This is a genomic window from Ferroplasma acidarmanus Fer1 (assembly GCF_000152265.2).
Taxonomy (GTDB): Archaea; Thermoplasmatota; Thermoplasmata; order Thermoplasmatales; family Thermoplasmataceae; genus Ferroplasma; species Ferroplasma acidiphilum.
The window spans coordinates 161315-178410 of the sequence record NC_021592.1; the positions used below are offsets into that span (position 1 = coordinate 161315).

The 17096-nt window shown below is 34.1% G+C and carries 14 protein-coding genes; 1 reads left to right on the forward strand and 13 read right to left on the reverse strand.

The features are described 5' to 3' along the window. Positions 1–59: 59 nt before the first annotated feature. From FACI_RS00630 to FACI_RS00685, 12 genes are all read right to left on the reverse strand, one after another. A complete protein-coding gene (locus FACI_RS00630; RefSeq protein WP_009886147.1) occupies positions 60–2051 on the reverse strand; it encodes a M13 family metallopeptidase in 1992 nt (663 codons plus the stop codon). A 68-nt stretch (positions 2052–2119) separates the two neighbouring features. Then, on the reverse strand, positions 2120–2803 hold the full coding sequence (locus tag FACI_RS00635) for a DUF973 family protein (RefSeq protein WP_009886148.1): 684 nt from the start codon (positions 2801–2803) through the stop codon (positions 2120–2122). Between the two features lie 360 nt (positions 2804–3163). Further along, positions 3164–3841, reverse strand: coding sequence for a hypothetical protein (locus tag FACI_RS00640; RefSeq protein WP_009886150.1), 678 nt, complete (start codon positions 3839–3841; stop codon positions 3164–3166). 140 nt (positions 3842–3981) lie between these two features. Then, complete coding sequence (locus FACI_RS00645; protein ID WP_009886151.1) at positions 3982–5475, reverse strand: IS1634 family transposase; 1494 nt, start codon at positions 5473–5475, stop codon at positions 3982–3984. A 946-nt stretch (positions 5476–6421) separates the two neighbouring features. Continuing rightward, on the reverse strand, positions 6422–7063 hold the full coding sequence (locus tag FACI_RS00650) for an SGNH/GDSL hydrolase family protein (RefSeq protein ID WP_009886153.1): 642 nt from the start codon (positions 7061–7063) through the stop codon (positions 6422–6424). Between the two features lie 84 nt (positions 7064–7147). Beyond that, positions 7148–8587, reverse strand: coding sequence for a beta-galactosidase BgaS (gene bgaS, locus FACI_RS00655; protein WP_019841320.1), 1440 nt, complete (start codon positions 8585–8587; stop codon positions 7148–7150). A 56-nt stretch (positions 8588–8643) separates the two neighbouring features. Beyond that, entirely contained in the window at positions 8644–9660 is a 1017-nt protein-coding gene (locus tag FACI_RS00660; RefSeq protein WP_009886155.1) for a TrmB family transcriptional regulator, read from the reverse strand. A 34-nt stretch (positions 9661–9694) separates the two neighbouring features. Further along, positions 9695–10678, reverse strand: a complete 984-nt coding sequence (locus FACI_RS00665) for an ABC transporter ATP-binding protein (RefSeq protein WP_009886156.1) — start codon at positions 10676–10678, stop codon at positions 9695–9697. A 1-nt stretch (position 10679) separates the two neighbouring features. After that, positions 10680–11468: an ABC transporter ATP-binding protein gene (locus FACI_RS00670; RefSeq protein WP_019841321.1), complete on the reverse strand. Its 789-nt coding sequence runs from the start codon at positions 11466–11468 to the stop codon at positions 10680–10682. Beyond that, positions 11449–12408, reverse strand: a complete 960-nt coding sequence (locus FACI_RS00675) for an ABC transporter permease (RefSeq protein WP_009886158.1) — start codon at positions 12406–12408, stop codon at positions 11449–11451. Before FACI_RS00675 ends, FACI_RS00670 begins: the two co-directional genes overlap by 20 nt. After that, complete coding sequence (locus FACI_RS00680) at positions 12408–13409, reverse strand: ABC transporter permease (protein WP_238553354.1); 1002 nt, start codon at positions 13407–13409, stop codon at positions 12408–12410. Before FACI_RS00680 ends, FACI_RS00675 begins: the two co-directional genes overlap by 1 nt. 10 nt (positions 13410–13419) lie before the next feature. After that, complete coding sequence (locus FACI_RS00685) at positions 13420–15213, reverse strand: ABC transporter substrate-binding protein (RefSeq protein ID WP_019841322.1); 1794 nt, start codon at positions 15211–15213, stop codon at positions 13420–13422. A gap of 458 nt (positions 15214–15671) precedes the next feature. Here FACI_RS00685 and FACI_RS00690 point away from each other — a divergent pair, with 458 nt between their 5' ends. Then, positions 15672–16343, forward strand: coding sequence for a TenA family transcriptional regulator (locus FACI_RS00690; RefSeq protein WP_009886161.1), 672 nt, complete (start codon positions 15672–15674; stop codon positions 16341–16343). A gap of 111 nt (positions 16344–16454) precedes the next feature. Here the strand turns inward: FACI_RS00690 and FACI_RS00695 are convergent, their stop codons facing one another. Beyond that, positions 16455–16853, reverse strand: coding sequence for a hypothetical protein (locus FACI_RS00695; protein WP_009886162.1), 399 nt, complete (start codon positions 16851–16853; stop codon positions 16455–16457). Positions 16854–17096 lie beyond the last annotated feature (243 nt).

Below are 17096 nucleotides of genomic sequence, written 5' to 3' on the forward strand. Positions count from 1 at the left end.
ATTTCCTGCAAAGTATGAAATTTAATGTTTCCAGTAAATAATCTGCTTGCAGGGTAAATTTACCAGATAATTATTTCGCGGTATTTGAGATTATTATTTGACAAGCCAGTGAAAGTGTGCTGGAAGTTTGGATTTACATAAGCAGGTATTTCAGCCCTGATTTTTTCCGGGGAATGGACATCGTTAAGAATCTGCCATTTTAGTGCCTCATCCTTTACAGTAGTTCTCCAGCTCTGTGCCCAACCCATGAAAAATCTTTGCTCCGGTGTATATCCGTCTATTACTTTCCTTAATTCCGGGTTTTTCTTTAACCTGTGTTCAAGTGCCTCAAATGCTATGCTCACCCCGCCGATATCCGCTATATTTTCCCCAAGTGTTAATGGACCATTTACATGGATACCGGGCAAGGCTTCAATGGAATTATACAGCTCAACAACACTCTTCGCCTTCTCTGTAAAGGCTTTATCATCTTCCGGTGTCCACCAGTCATTCAGATTTCCGTTCAAATCATATTTTCTTCCCTCGTCATCGAAACCATGGGATATTTCATGTGCTATTGTAGCGCCGGTAGCCCCATAGTTTACAGCATCATCCATTTCAGGGTCAAAAAACGGGGGCTGGAGAATTCCGGCAGGAAAAACAATTTCATTGTCTGTAGGAGAAAAATATGCATTTACAGTTGGTGGAGTCATTTCCCAGAGTTCCTTATCCACAGGCTTCCCTATTCTTTTAGTCTCTCTTTCCAGCTCGAATTTATTGCAATTTATAATATTTTCGAAGAGTCTATCCTGACTTATTTTTATAGATGAATAATCTATGTATTTAGATGGATATCCAACCTTAGCCCTGAATTTGCTAAATTTTTCCAGTGCCTTTTCCTTAGTTTCCCTGCCCATCCATGATAAATTATTGATTCTTTCAATAAAAACCTCCTTCAGATCTTCAATCATATCATCCATCCTTCTCTTTGAATCCTCTCCGAATTGCTTTTCCACATAAATTTTGCCCAGTGCCTCGCCCATAAAACTATCGATAATTGAAACCGCCTTTTTCCATCTTTTAGCAGGCAATTGCTGCCCCAGCAATTTTCTCTGGAAGAAATCAAAATGCTCCATTTCAACATCCCCGAACAGGAACGGGGCTGCAGAGTTAAGTACATTCCATTTCATGTAAATTTTCCAGTCATCCAGTGTATATTGTTGAATAATAGAGTCCAGGTCACGGAAGAATTCTGGTTGGCCTATTATGATGTAATCTAAACCGGTTAAACCTATTTTTGAAAAGTATTCTCTATGGCGCAACCCCGGGAATTCCTTCTCTATATCATTAAACTGGAACCGGTTATAATTTTTATCCGGGTCCCTGAGTTCAACAGGAGACCTGCTTTTTAATGCAAGGCTTGTTTCAATTTTTAATACTGTATTTCCCATATTCTCTGATGTTTTATCGTCAAATCCGTATAGAATGAACATATTTTTTATATGATTTATGTATTGCGCCCTTATTTCCTTAAATGAGTCATCAAAATAGTAATCACGATTTGGCAATGATAAGCCATCCTGATTTAGATAACATGCGTAAACAGAACTGTTCTTCTCATCGGGCATGGAGTCAAATGAGAACAATCCTGAAATGCCCATAGTATTGAATTCTCCAAAAGTTTCAATAATATTGTTTTTGCTATCTATCCTATCAATTATTTCCATAAATCTGCTAACTGGCTTAAAACCATTCTTTTCAATTCCATCTACATCCATAATAGATATGTAGAAATCACCCAGGGCTCTTTCCGCAGGGTTCTGGCTATTTCGTGCACATGATTCTAAAATTTTCCCAAGTATAAAGTTATTCCATTCCATAAGTTCAGTGGATGCGTCATACACGTATTTGTCTTCAGGTACAGGATGTGATTTTACCCACTTTCCATATGAATATATTGAAAAATCTTCCATAGGGTCATATGATTTATCTACATAATTTATGCAAAAAACGGGTTTTTCAGGTTTCTCTTTCTCAGATATAATTGGTATTCCGTCTAATCTACCGGCCATAATACCTGATAATCGTATTTCTATTAATCTTTTCATGAAATTTTTATTCTATTGGCAAAAAGAGGGTCTCATTCATCTGGAACTCTCAATTTTTCAGCTCTTGACGATGCAACATAGATTAAGAATGGTGAGACAATATTTGCAATAGGGATAATATATAGTATTGCACCTAACTCTCCAACTTCCTGGTGTACCATTCCTGAAAACCTATATAAACCGATAAGAATGTATATAAACCCAACTAAAGCCAGCACTGAAATAATTAAAACAATTAACGCCGATATAAGTAAAAGCACCAGAAAAACATGTGCTAATGTGCTGGATGAAGAAAGGGCTGGAAAATGAATGTTTTGGTTAGAAGCCGGCAAGAATGCGAGTATAAATACATAAACAATAATAAATATAATATATAACATAATAACATATTTTGAATATGAAAATGGTTTGGAGAAACGTGTATCCAGACCCTTGAAATTTCGAAATCCTTCTCTATAATTGGCTATGCCGAATGTCAATATAATTAAGCCAGCAAGGCTTATTAACATTAATGTGTAAAATATATAATACTCTCCTGCGGGCATATGCAGGCCATTTGATGTTACCGAATTTATAATTCCTGTGAACCGGGATATAAACAGGAATTCCAGAATATATAGGGGAATGTCCAGAATAGCAACGATAATTGCATATATAGAACCTCTTTTTATGTATCCAATTCCAGCCCTGCTCAGATTTTCTACTGTATTATCCATTTAATAACAATTGATATCGCTAAAAGTAGATAAATTTTTTCTATTAAACTATGGAAATTACATCAAATTGAATTGTGTGATTATTCTTTTAACTGAATGTAATTGCTCTAGCCATTAAATATGGTAAATTAACATGCCTGATGTTTACGCATTTATTTCTTCTACAGGTATATTTTCCCCGGTTTCATACCCGAAAACATACTATGAAGCCGCACCGATTACACCTACGGCCCGGACAAATATGTTAAAGAGTATATATGAGTTAAGGGAAAGGAACGCTTTAGTATATATAAATTTTATAAGCTATTGAATATTCATTAATATTATTCGAAATCCCTGGATTTATGGTATTTCAATAACTTATTCTTTTTTCGGGGCAATATTATTATGCGTTTTAAAGAGGCTTTTCAGTACCTTGAAATCCACAAAACCTATCCATAGAAGCAATATACCGAAGAATTCTGCGTAGTATAGAAAAGCCGGGAATTCAACAATATATAATGTACCTGCAACGCTCACTATTATAACTCCTACAACAATGCTTAACAATTTTGGATTCTTTGTCTTAACATAACTGCTCAGAGAGATTAAGATAAGCAGAATAGCCGCCGGGAATGTTACAGTTATCGACGATATGGATATTAATATAGGGAGGACCCCATATACAACACCATGGGTTACTATATCTCCCACGTGGGAAATTAGTGCAGAAACTATAACGAAAACAGTTGATATTATCATATAAATGCCATAATAAATTGTAATATTATGCTTTTTAAGAAGCAGAACTGACCCGAGGGCAAGGAGTTCCACAAGTACTGATACCAGAATTAGATATGATTTCATCAACAGAGATGTCTCATAATTTGTTGAGAATACAACTTCAAGCGCTACTGAAATTGAAAATACCCAGAGTCCTAGGGTCCATGCCAGTAAATTTAATTGTTTCTTCCTTATATAATTTGAGGAAATTAAAATCGACAGCCCTAAGCTTAAAATCAAAATAACTATAGTTGATATTACTGCTAAAATATACATTTAAACTTCACCTTTAATACTTTACTTTTACTTACCACATCCTATTATTTTTCATATAACTTGACTTTACATCCATATAATTTTTATTTGCCATAGACTAAGCTTTTTCAATATTCTCTAAATAATCTTCTGTGGGTGCACTAATACTTTGCCAGTTTTTCAAATTCCATAGTATCCTTTATCAGCACTGCAATATCCGATTTGCATTCTATTTTAGTTGTTACTATCTTCCCCTTAATGGCATAATTGATATTGATATCTTTTAGGTAATCAATAGTAGATATTAATGAAGCTGTTTTGCTATTCCTATGTATTTCATTATAAATTAATGCTAAAAACAAGTATGCCATCAATGAGAAGAACATATGCACCTTTATCTTCTGTGGTGTCCAGTGGTATAGTGGAAATGCAATGCCCTTTGCATTTATTGTCCTGAAGCAGTGCTCTACCCTTGCCCTCTTTTTATACAATTCTACTATGCTTTCTGCATCCTTATCTATAATATTTGTGAATATTGCATTCTTTCCCATCATTGATATACGGTATTCCATCCTTTCACCGTCAATCTCCAGTGATGGCAATAGTATTGTTTCATTCAGGTGCTCTGATTCCAGGTATATTCTTGCTTTCTCCATGGAATCTGAATCACCTGAATCAATAATCTTCTTTGCTTTCACCATTACCTTTGCCAGATGCTTCATAAACTTGTTTTTCTTTCTTGTTTCCAGTGATTTTGAATGGTACAGTATAATTCTATGGTCTTTCCCGTAAACATTCCTTATTAATTCAATATACGAATCTTCCTTTACATTGATCTCCATTATGCTATGGTTGTCTGATTGTTTCAATGCACCTATGTACCTTCTGTTAGAAATCATATCAATATTATCCTTTGAATTGTAGCCCCTGTCAAATATAAGCGTTGAATCTTCAGGTATATTCTTTACAATATTTTCAAATGTTCTGGAATCATGAATATTGCCAGGGTAGGCTTCTCCATACAGTGGTATGTAGTCGTATGTTGAAGCTATATAGTATGATACCTGATTTAAATCATACCTGTGCTTCTTATTATGCCCCTTCTTGGCTATGCTGTTCTCCTCCATGAATGTGTACATATTGGATGCATCAAAGAATATATCTCCTGTATTATACCCCATTTCCATAATTCTATCCCTTACCCTATCCATTATATTCTTTATATTCTTATCAGCAAACCTGTCCATTATATTCCAGAAATCCTGTGAGGATGCTTCAGGGAATATTATGGATGCATAATTCCTTTTCATCCATTTCCCTATACTATTCTTGGAGCATGGTTCTGATAGCCTGTTCATAATAAATAACAGCAAATAATCTCCAGGGGACATTCCATTTCCCTTATGGCCCATTGCATTGTTAACAATATCCCTTAAGCCCAGTGCCTTATCCATATAAAGTGAAGCAAGTGCAGAACCTGCACTGTAGCTTTTCAGCATAATATTTTCCATGCTGTCCTCAAGCATCTTTGCAAGGTTCTCAGCTGTGCCAACGCTGATCTCCTTAACTATTGTAGGCACGCCATTTATCCTTTTCTTCCACCTCAGCACCAGATACCTGTTCTTCCCCGATCGTTTGAATGTGTAATATACCATCAATAATATAGTGTACCCACATTAATAAATATTTGCATTGTAATAATCATTAGAAATACCTGAAATATAGAATAAAATAGAAATAAAATATATGAATTATTAGTGTACCCACATAATAATATTGTTACAACACTGTAATTTCAATTATTTTCAGGAAAAATATTTTAAATAGTTGTAAAGTCAAGTATAAGACATAGCCTGACATATTATGTTAAACATTTATTTAAATATGTTTAAATGTTATTACGGACGAATAATATCTAAGAATTTACAGAATTTCAAATGGCGTAATTGCCGAAGCTTACCCGCAATAGAAATATACAATGTAAACAGGATTACAGAATAATGTATTGCTAGGTATCTGCACATATATATTTTTATCACATTAAAGGTATATAAAGTATAGTGTATTAAATTGCATTTAAAATGGCTTGAAAATTAAATATTGTACGGTGAATTAATCGTTTCTACGCAGCTTTTTAGTGTTTCTTTTGCCATTTCTATCCAGGTTTCACGATCAATTGGCGAGGGATCTATAGCTTTAGCCATAGGAGGAATTGCAACGTGTCTATATACTATTCTCTTATTATTTTTATAATTAAAACCACCTGACTCGCATGGATTGTGTCTAAGGCTGTCTGAGGGGCTCCGGTGGCAACACCGAGGGATGTATAAATAAGCTTCTGCCCGACTGGCGAGGGCAATGCCATCATTTGAAAGGACTGGTTGGGGTTGTTCCCTGAGGTCAACTTCCCTATTGTGCTCCGTTCCCGCAAGGAGCTGTCAGTGGAGTGCTTGCCAGCAAATCTTTCCTGAGCCTTTTACCTGTGCTCTACCGGAGCATAGAGGCGTTCCCAACCTTGTTACACAAGTCCTTCCGGAACAAGGATGTACTCAGGATTTACTGGCATAACTTGCTTGAAAGTAGTATTATGCCTGAATATCGCTATCCATCCATTCCCTCGTGAATCCATGCATTGGCCAAAATCATATTGGTAAGTGGATTTGGATGTACCCCGTCGTTGGATAATCGTTTCGCGCCAGTTCCACTCATGTATGCATCTAACCATGCCTGTGTGTGTACAAATCGAGTTTTATACCGGATGCTTATTGATTCCATTATGTGCGCATAATACAGTGTTTCCTGACGCATTACATTGTCTAAAGATGCTATGATATAAAAAGGTGACATTAATATAATACCTTTTACGTGATGAATAGTTCTTTTTATCAATGTGTTTATGGTTGTTGCATATTCAACAGGAGATATTAAGGAAAGGTGATCGGATGGCTGATCAAAATGCCTCCATACATCATTAATTCCAATCATGATAGACACCCAGTCCGGATTTTGACTTATAACATCGGAATTCCATCTATATTTTAAGTCTCGAATAGTGTCGCCCGCTATTCCCATATTTACAATTTTCTGGTCAATATCAGGATATAAATAACCTAAAAGGGCATCTATATAAGAAACATATCCATTGCCTAAGCCCCAGGGATATCTGCCAACAGGGCGTTCACGATTGGAGTCTGTCACAGAATCACCTATCATCAGTATAGTATCCTTATTATTTAATATCATTTAAAGCGTTACTTCCTTTTTATTATACCCTTTGATTTCCCATTATTGATTTCTCACTTCCGTAATCATAAGACTCATTAAGTGTTATATTTTATATCTGGATATCCATTTAAGGTTATCAGGAACACCATGGCTATCTATTATTTCCTTATAAATTAGTGCACTCGGTCTCATATACCTTTCCTTTGTTTCCATATTTACCTTAAATAAGCCAAATTTTTTTGAGAAACCAGATGCCCATTCATAATTGTCTGTCAATGACCAGTGATAGTAACCTTCTACTATTGCACCGTCGCTTATTGCACGTTCTATATTATAAAAATGTGATAAAATGTAATTAGACCTGTATCTATCCATATCATCAGCTAATCCATTTTCAGTAATAGTTATAGGTATTTTATATCTATTATGATAATCCATTATTATATTATATATGCCTTCAGGATATATTTCCCAACCGGTATCACTCACTGACCTATTATCCAGAGAATTTTTGATATCCCCACAGTAATGGCCATAACCTTTTAATATTTCCCAACCTGAGTCATTTCTTTTTATAACATCCCTGCTATAATAATTCAGTCCAAGCCAGTCAACTTTGTTTTTCATATCACTACGTGTTTTTATTGGTTTTCCATCGTTTGTTAATTCGTGGTACCATGACAAATCACCATTAATTATGGAATCAAAAAAGGAATACCTGTTAAAAAATTTAGCCTTATCAACTATATCATTATCGCCATCTATAGATTGGATATCACCATTTGCAAATATTATGCCCACAGGTTTTTGTGAATATAGCTTTATGGCGTCGTATGCCCTGGCATGTGCCTCTGCAAATTTCTTTTTTCTTGCGGATATGCCATTATACGAACTGTCAACACTGCAACCCTGATACACCATGTTTGGCTCATTCATTGTTGACCAGCGATCTACTATATTATCAAATTTGCTGGCAATGTATGCGCAATACTTTGTAAATTCTATAATTATATGATTGTTAAAACAACCACCTATTGCTCTCTGCTTATCATTATCTGAAAATTTGGATGGATCATTCAGCCATTTTGGTATTGTCCAGTGATAAAGATTTATAATTAAAAATTTATTCCTTGATTTAAAATCCTTGAATATATCCATATACCGTTTTATTGCATCTTTATTTGAAATTTCATCCAATTTCCTTATTGTTTCATCATTTATACTTATATTTATTATATCGTCATTGTCATATTTTATATCAACTTCTATATTTTCTGTTGATTCCGTAAAGATTCTTGACCATTCGATTCCAAGTCTTGCAGCGTTTATATTTAATTTGTCTGCATTATCATGGTCCTGTTTATATAAATCCCAATAGGCTACACCGTTTTGAGGCAGGTCACCGGACACATAATGTTTTTCAATGTTTCTTTTATCGTTTGACCATATAAACCAGTCAGAGTTATTATCCGTACCAGACAAACCCATTTCAGATTGAAATCCACACTCTGAAAAACCAAACTTAAAATTATTTGGAACCATAATATTTTATTGATTTTTGTTATTAAAATATTTGTAGAATACTTTTTTTGATAGTATTAGGTAGATAATCTGGATATTGTAACATCTATAAGTTTTATATCCTCTCTGAGAGCGGATTTGCCCCCAACAGAATAGGTATTTTTATCATCCTTTACAAAAAATGTTTGTCTCACTCCGTTAATTCGTTCTGTTTTAATTATTTCACATTTTAATGAAATATTTTTATTATTAATTATACCATTTAAATCGGCTTTCAATTTAATATTATTAGTAAGATAATAATCTATAATATCGCATGTCAGCCAGATATTATTTAATTTATAATGAATAAAGTTTTCAGGATAAATTATATATTTTGATGGTAGCCATATATCGTAAAAAAAATAATAACTTAAAACATGTAACAGCTGGTCTTCCTCAAGATATATTGAGTAATCCATATTTTCTATACCACTTTTTAAATTTGACAAAATGAAGTTTCTGTCAACAAGTACCATTTCCATGGGCTTTTCTAAACGTTTTTTTAATATCACTCCGGGAGGCACTGTTTTTAATTCATTGTCATTTGTATCATCGAAAAGTACAAGTGCAACAGTAATGCCTTTTTTTAAAGCTGAGTTTATAAATTTTCGTACGTTAACAAATGAATCATGTGATAATGCCATTATAATTTCATTTTTAGCAGAGTAAATCATTGATATTATTCGCTCGGTTACATTTTTATTACCCTTGACAAACCATATATATGGTTCCTTTAAATCTTCAGTTTCCCTGTGTTTTTCAACATAGCTTTCAAACTCATTCACATAATTGTCAAGCCATATAATTTCACGTCTTAATACTTGGGAAACAGGAACTGCCCGGTATAAATGCCTTTTCCCCGTTACTGTGTCAACGAAACCTTTTCCCTCCAGGGATGAAAATAGGTCATATATTCGGGGTTGAGGTACCCCCGCTATTTTAACTGTTCCTGTGGCTGTATTTGGACCTTTCAATAATAAAGTTTTATAGATCTTTATTTCATAGTTTGATAACCCAAAACGTTTTAATTCGTCGAATAAATCCGCATCCATTTATATATTATCCGAATTTTATATTTAATATTTATTATGTCATTTTTTTCCATGCCGGGTATCTAAAACATCTGTACAGGTGATGTTCCATGTTTATTGACCGGAGCTCTGGATGTGCAAGCGAACATTGATTTTCTGCATATATACACCTATCATAAAAATAACAGCCACTGTTTTCCCTGTTTGAAAGATTTATAGTGCTTCCTTTTATTATTGACTCCTTATTTATCTTCATCCCAATTCTCGGTATGCTTTTTTCGAGTGAATAGGTATATGGGTGTGCAGGGCTATTCAATAAACTATCATAGGAACCAGATTCGACTATTTCACCAGAATACATCATTATCATCTCATCTGATATTTCAAATAATATTGACAGGTCATGGGAAATAAAAATCATTGTCATTCCGAGGCTCCTCTGTATTTTTTTTATATCAACAAGGATATTGTGTTCGACAACCACATCGAGACCGGTGGTTGGTTCATCAAGTATAACAAGTTCTGGAGATAAAATCAATGCCATTGCTATCACTACCCTCTGCCGCATGCCTCCTGACAATTCATGTGGATAGTTATCTAGAACATTATTATTAAGTCTTACAAGTTTTAATATTTCATCGATTTTTCTATCCTGTTCATTTTCGTTATTTATATTATGAGCCATCATCATATCATAGAACTGAAATCTTATTTTTTTAACAGGGTTCAATGCGTTCATTGCCGCCTGTGGTATAAAAGAATATTTTACGCCTCTCAGTTTTCTCAGGTCATTGGGCTTTGCATTTAAGATATTAATTCCATTGAATATTATATTTCCTCCAGTAATCTTCCCAGGATACTTTAAGTAATTATATAATGATGAAGCCAATGTACTTTTACCAGAACCCGATTCTCCTGCAATTCCAAGTATAATATTTTTCTGTACAGAGAAATTTATATTTTTTAGAATTTTTGCAAAACCGGTTTCCATGTAATATCCAGCATTTAAGTTGTTAACTTCAAGAACATAGTTATACATTTTATATCCTCTTATATGGATTAGGTGCAGATTCTATTAATTCTCTAGTATACCGATCCACGGGATTTTTTATTATATTATCTGTATTGCCTTCCTCAACTATTTTCCCATCGTGCATCACATATAATCTATCAGTAATCATACTTACTGTATTCAAATCATGTGTAATATAGATTATACTTAAATTCAGATTATCCCGGATAGTTTTTAATAGGTTTAATATATCTATTCTTACGGAAACGTCAAGCATTGATACAGGCTCATCAGCAATCAATATTTTTGGTTCAACTGCCAGTGTCCTTGCAAGATAAACCCTTTGCCTCTGGCCACCCGATAATTGATGTGGGAATTTGTTCTTATAATATTCCGGCGGATCCAGCGTAACCATATTCAATAATTGATTTATCCTTTCGTTTATATCACCTTTATATTTTATTAAAATTAAGGGCCTTTTGATATGCCATTCCACTGTATGATTTGGATCCAGTGATGCGTATGGGTCCTGAAAAACCATCTGTATATTTTTTCTATATTTTTTAATTTTTCCTGATTTATATTTAGTAATATTTTCATCATTGAAATATATGCTCCCAGATGTTGGTCTATATAGTAAAACAAATATTTTCGCCAGAGTACTTTTACCGCTTCCACTTGCACCAACAATGCCGATTAATTCTCGTTCATTCAATTCTATATTAACATTATCAAGTGCTACGACATTTCTGCCCTTTATAATTCCTTTTTTTGAAATAAATATTTTAGATAAGTTCTCAGTTCTCAGTATACTCATTAATTTCACCTTTCTTATTTTTTTTGCTATCAAATCTCCTCAATGAAGGGTTTCCAATTTCATCCATACCAAAATTTAACAGTATAAATGAAAACATTAGTATTGAAATCATGAAGCTTGGGGGTAAAATCCACCACCATAATCCGGTAAGATATGCTTCATTATTTATTGCCCAATAGAGCATTGTACCCCAATTTATCTGTAAAAGGTTCCCAACGCCTAAATATTCTACAAAAGTTAACCCAAGTGTGCCGTACATAGCTGTGAAGAAAAAGTTTGATACTATAACCGGAAATATGGCCCTTATAATCTGCCTGAATATTATACTTAATCTGGATTCGCCTATTAGCATTGATGATAATATGAAATCTCTCTTCGCTATTGATAAAGTTATCGATCTGAAAGTTCTTGCACCAAATGCCCATCCGGTTATTACAAGTATCAGTATTGTTGGTAAATACCCGAGGGATTCGTGAATGCCAAGAAAATACGAGCCAAAAAGCATAATCAATAGGACACCTGGTATTATTAGAAATATATTTATGACTCCAGAAACAATATTATTTACTCTTTCTGATGCGAAACCCGCACTTATGCCAACAAAAATGGATATAAATGTACCCATAAAGCCAACTGCAAAACCTACAAGTAATGTTGGTGCTGCACCATAAAATAGCTGTGAAAAAACATCCTGGCCATATACAGTTGTGCCCAGTAGATGAGCATATGTTGGTGGTGCAGATCTTGCAAACTCATATTTATTTGGATTATATGGTGCAAAAAATTGGCCAAGCACGCTAAAAATTATCATTCCAACCAATATTACAAATCCCGCTTTCGCCTTATTGTTAATTAACAACAGTTTCAGAGGTTTTATTATTCCGTGATATTGTAATTGAACTTTATTTAAGAAACTATCTTTAGATGCGTCATTATTCATTATTCTCCCTCCTCCCTTATTCTGGGGTCAAAAAATCCGTATAATATATCAACTATTGCATTACCTACTAATACTGCTATAATTACCATCAAAAATATACCCTGAATCAGGGGGTAATCTAGAGAATCTATTGCCGTCATCATATACAGGCCAACACCAGGATATGAAAAAATTGATTCTTCTATTATAACACCGCTCACTGACAGGCCTATTGACATTGAAAATCCGGTTAAATTTGGTAATATTGCATTTCTATATGCTATTCTGTTTATCTGCTCTTTCCTTAAACCAAGAGTTTCGGAAAATTTTATAAAATCACTGTTAACATTAGGGATAATATTATTTCTCATGCCTAACACCCATCCACCTATAGATGTCAATACTATTGTTAATATAGGTAAAATCGAGTGATATATTGCACTTATTATGAATGGTAAATTGAATCCTATATTTACTGTTGAACTATATGCACCACCAATGGGAAATACACCACCACTCACAGAGAATACATCAAGTATTATAAAGGCAAGAACAAATGCAGGGAAAGATGCCATGAACATTGAAAAGAGATCAATTGATAAGTCCTTAACCGTGTTTCTATTAATGCCTGCATACCGTCCCAATCGATTACCGATAAAAAATGATATAGCTATTGAACTTATTACCAGATACAGCGTCCATGGTAACGCTTCTCTTAATATTGAACTTACAGGCTCCGGGAAAAATGCTATGGAAACACCCAGATTTCCATTTGCTAAATCTTTTAAGTATTGAAAATACTGGATATACATAGGTGCATGTGATATACCATATTCGGCCTCAAGCTGATGCTCATATATAGGATTTATTGATGCACCGCCTTGCTTTAATATGGATAGATACACAATTTCTGCTGGATTTCCCGGGATTAGTCGGGGTAATAAAAAATTTAATGTTATTGCTCCGTATAAAACTGCTAGAAACGCAATGATCTTTTTAAAAATATATTTATAGGGTATCATCATATTCACTTTAATTGTCTTTCATCCTCCTCTTTTTTATGTATATAGATGATATCCCTGCTATGGCGGCTATTGCAATAATTCCGGCTACAATGTAATAATCTTTATAGCTTGTTGTGTTGATATTCTGTTTTGAATAAAGATGTAGCATTACAACTTCCATAGGCCCTGGATACCATGGCATAGGTATCCAGTACGAATTGTTTTGGTTGGGGAATCCTCCAATAGAACTGTTAACGTATTCATACCAATCGGCAGAATATACTAGTGGTATCATTGGCATCTGGTTCAACATTATATTTGCCATATTATTAACCAGTACTTTCTGTTCTGAAGCATTGCTGGTTTTTGAGAAATTGTTGTAATAGTTCATGAAGTCTGTTTGTGTATAGTTCCATCTTTCCTCATTTACACTTGCAGTTTTCCCTATCTTTGTTAAGTTACCAATTAGCGCAGTGTAATCATACCAGGGATTGGGACCTATTCCTGTAACCGTATCCAGTGCCATCTGATAATTCCCGCTTGCAATATCTGCTTCCACCGTAGCCGCTGTTGGAGTTGCTATGTTTATCGTCAGGCCAATTTCCTTCAGGTCACTAGCTATAATAGATATATCTGTATCCCAGTCAGTATATCCAGCAACTGAAATTAAAGTTAAGCTTGGTACTTTGGTTCCATTAGGCTCATATAATTTTCCATTTTTTATTGTAAATCCGTGCGCCGCAAGTAATTTTTTCGCTTCAGTTATGTTATACTGCGCCAGTTTATTTGCTTCATTTGCGTTTGTTGAATTTAGCCAGGACAACTGCTGCTGTAATATATTTGCTGCATTGGCAGGTTTTTCATATCCATATTCGCCTATATTACATATATTTGTACGGTTTATTGACATGCTCATTGCCTGCCTGAAGTAACTTAAATTAAGCGGATATATTGCATCGTTTGTTATTAACGTAGACGGTTGACCTGGTGGGAAATAATAGTGGTTATATTTTGGATTATAATGAACAAATAACTTCGATACGTTTGGTTCAAAAGCTGATGTCCATTGAACCTTGCCTTCCTGCAAGGCTAACGTTAAGGCACTAGCACTTGTATAATCAACATAAACAACGTTTTTTATATGTGGTTCATCCGATTTCCAATAGTGTGGATTTGCGGTTAACACTATTTTCTGGGCACTGAAGCTGCTTAAGACGTATGGGCCGGTCCCTATTGGATTGGTGACAACTTTACTGTTTGGACTTGATATGTTCACCCATAATGGCTCTGGAAGCATGAAATTGGAGCCAATATAAAACAAACACTGTGTGTCTATTGTGGAGAAATTAAAATCAACTGTATACTGATTCACTGCTGTTATGTTTTTTATATGGCCCCACTGCCCCAGTAATTTTTTCTGAATATGGAATGTATATACCACGTCAGTTGAATTAAACGGCATGCCATTGCTGAATGTAACGTTATGCCTTAAGTTTAATGTTAGCATTGTATCGTTATGTGACCATGTATAATTTGTCGCTAACCATGGTATTGTTGTGCCATTGTAAGTGTTTATCTGCAAAAGTGGTTCATAAATCAACGACATTATACCAGCTGGGGCGCTCCATATATTAAATGGATTGAAATTATCTGTAAATGCCGGTGTAGGACCGGGTGAAATATATAACGTTCCACTTGGACCATTATTTACATTATTCGGGTTAGCCTTCTGATCATTTTGATAAAAACTGGTTAAACTAGTAGCAACCATAATGAAAACAATTGCCATTACAATCGTTACTAACAATTTTTTGTTTTTCATATTCATACCTCTGAATATCATATGAATAAACCATTATGTATTTATATGTTTATACCTTACTCATACAATTAGTAAATAACATTCCTGTTTCAAATATTTAATCATTATGCATGACGCTATTAATAAAAAGTGATAATAAATATCTATAATAGTGCAGTGTTAACATTTTATAGAGAGAGGTGTATGCTTCAAGTATCCAGAAGGAAATAAAAAATAATATAGATTTAAAACTTCAAAAAGAATACGATTTATATAGTAATAAAATAAGATGTATTTAATCTTGAGATTATACGATTCATGAATAGCTTTAATACTATCCATTAATGAAATTATATTATAGCATGATCCAGGGTAAATCTATTCTTTTAATTTTATATCATATCTAGGTAAGTATATATTTTATAATGTATATTTCCTTATTTCAAAAAACTTAAGTATAGTTTATTATATTATTATATATGCAACAATCGGATTTTTATGGAGAAATAAAAAGAGTTGTAAAGAGCCACCCGGCAACTGATAATGATTTCATCAATAGGTTTTCCAGAGGCGATATTACCGAGGAGGAATTTAAAAGGTTCTCTATTGAGTTTTACCATTTTACCAGGGAATGGCCAGAAATACTTGCCAAATTGCTGGTGAGCACAGAGAATGAAGATGACGCATACGAGTTGACAGGCATTCTGGTTTCCGAACTTGGGAGCGGTGATTCAGGAAAAAGGCATGAGTTGCTTTACAGAAGATACCTGAGGTCTATTGGCTTTAAGCCAGAAGAACTTGTAAAAAGGGAACAGCTTTCTACAACAAAAGGATGGCTTGACGGAATGAGAGAATATTTTTCCTCTGACCACGCAAAGGCTCTGGGAGCTGAATTTGCACTCGAAAATATGGCAATACCAATGTGGGATAAACTTCTGCCAGGGCTAAAGATCATGAAAGAAAGGAAATATAAAGACATGGATATACTTTATTTCACATTCCACAGGGAACTGGAATCAACCCATGAAGACGCTATGGAAAATATAATAGGCGTACACAGCAACGACCAGAAAGAACAATTTATCTCCAGTGCAAAGGGGATGCTCGATCTTGAAGAGAAATTCTGGCTGGGTTTATCTGATAAAAAATAATGATACATACGTAAAGATTTTATAAATTTCAATTTTTACTATTGAAGAATAAAAGCATATTTTTTGTTTGTTCAGAATCTGTCAATTAATTTTATTAAAATTATAAAATTATTATTTCTGGTTTGCCGGTTTGTCTTTTGATTTAAAGGCCTTTGTTGAAAAGTATATCGCGCCTGATATTATTATCATTATAACATCAAGTATGATACTATCTATTGCGGATGCTGTCCATGGGAGCCTTTCATTAAATACCGGGGCTATGCTTATTCTTGACTCTAATAGTAATACAGTATCAAGTATATAGAATATAAAAACTGGCAAATAGAATTCTTTCCTATCGCTCACATATATCATTGCGGATACTATTGCAATTGCAATTACAAATCCAAAAAATACTTTTACTATATATGGCAAAGTTATCCCCAATAAAGTCATATGTATTCCAGCCCATATAGCTGAGCCCAATATCCCCAGCCATCTTAAAATATCAATTGCCTTATTTGTTGCCATGTTTTGATTATGGAAATCAATTTATAAAAATTTTTCTGTACAATTATCAGAGTTTCGTGTTGAAGCTAAATAATTCATGAAATACTGATTTCACAGCATGGGGAATTATTGTGCAATAAAACGGAATAAATGAGAATAAATTATATGTGAACTATATAAGTTCCGGAAATTAATCACCCTGACTTTACAACACTGTATAGCACTTCAAATGCCCCCTGAATAAGGTCTGAACTTGGAATACTA

Excerpts from the sequence above, each read along its gene's own strand:
- FACI_RS00695 (WP_009886162.1), bottom strand. The coding sequence starts at position 16,853 with ATGGCAACAAATAAGGCAATTGATATTTTAAGATGGCTGGGGATATTG.
- FACI_RS00630 (WP_009886147.1), bottom strand. The coding sequence starts at position 2,051 with ATGGCCGGTAGATTAGACGGAATACCAATTATATCTGAGAAAGAGAAA.
- FACI_RS00650 (WP_009886153.1), bottom strand. The coding sequence starts at position 7,063 with ATGATATTAAATAATAAGGATACTATACTGATGATAGGTGATTCTGTG.
- FACI_RS00665 (WP_009886156.1), bottom strand. The coding sequence starts at position 10,678 with ATGTATAACTATGTTCTTGAAGTTAACAACTTAAATGCTGGATATTAC.
- FACI_RS00680 (WP_238553354.1), bottom strand. The coding sequence starts at position 13,409 with ATGATACCCTATAAATATATTTTTAAAAAGATCATTGCGTTTCTAGCA.
- FACI_RS00670 (WP_019841321.1), bottom strand. The coding sequence starts at position 11,468 with ATGAGTATACTGAGAACTGAGAACTTATCTAAAATATTTATTTCAAAA.
- FACI_RS00690 (WP_009886161.1), top strand. The coding sequence starts at position 15,672 with ATGCAACAATCGGATTTTTATGGAGAAATAAAAAGAGTTGTAAAGAGC.
- FACI_RS00675 (WP_009886158.1), bottom strand. The coding sequence starts at position 12,408 with ATGAATAATGACGCATCTAAAGATAGTTTCTTAAATAAAGTTCAATTA.
- FACI_RS00660 (WP_009886155.1), bottom strand. The coding sequence starts at position 9,660 with ATGGATGCGGATTTATTCGACGAATTAAAACGTTTTGGGTTATCAAAC.
- FACI_RS00640 (WP_009886150.1), bottom strand. The coding sequence starts at position 3,841 with ATGTATATTTTAGCAGTAATATCAACTATAGTTATTTTGATTTTAAGC.
- bgaS (WP_019841320.1), bottom strand. The coding sequence starts at position 8,587 with ATGGTTCCAAATAATTTTAAGTTTGGTTTTTCAGAGTGTGGATTTCAA.
- FACI_RS00685 (WP_019841322.1), bottom strand. The coding sequence starts at position 15,213 with ATGAAAAACAAAAAATTGTTAGTAACGATTGTAATGGCAATTGTTTTC.
- FACI_RS00635 (WP_009886148.1), bottom strand. The coding sequence starts at position 2,803 with ATGGATAATACAGTAGAAAATCTGAGCAGGGCTGGAATTGGATACATA.
- FACI_RS00645 (WP_009886151.1), bottom strand. The coding sequence starts at position 5,475 with ATGGTATATTACACATTCAAACGATCGGGGAAGAACAGGTATCTGGTG.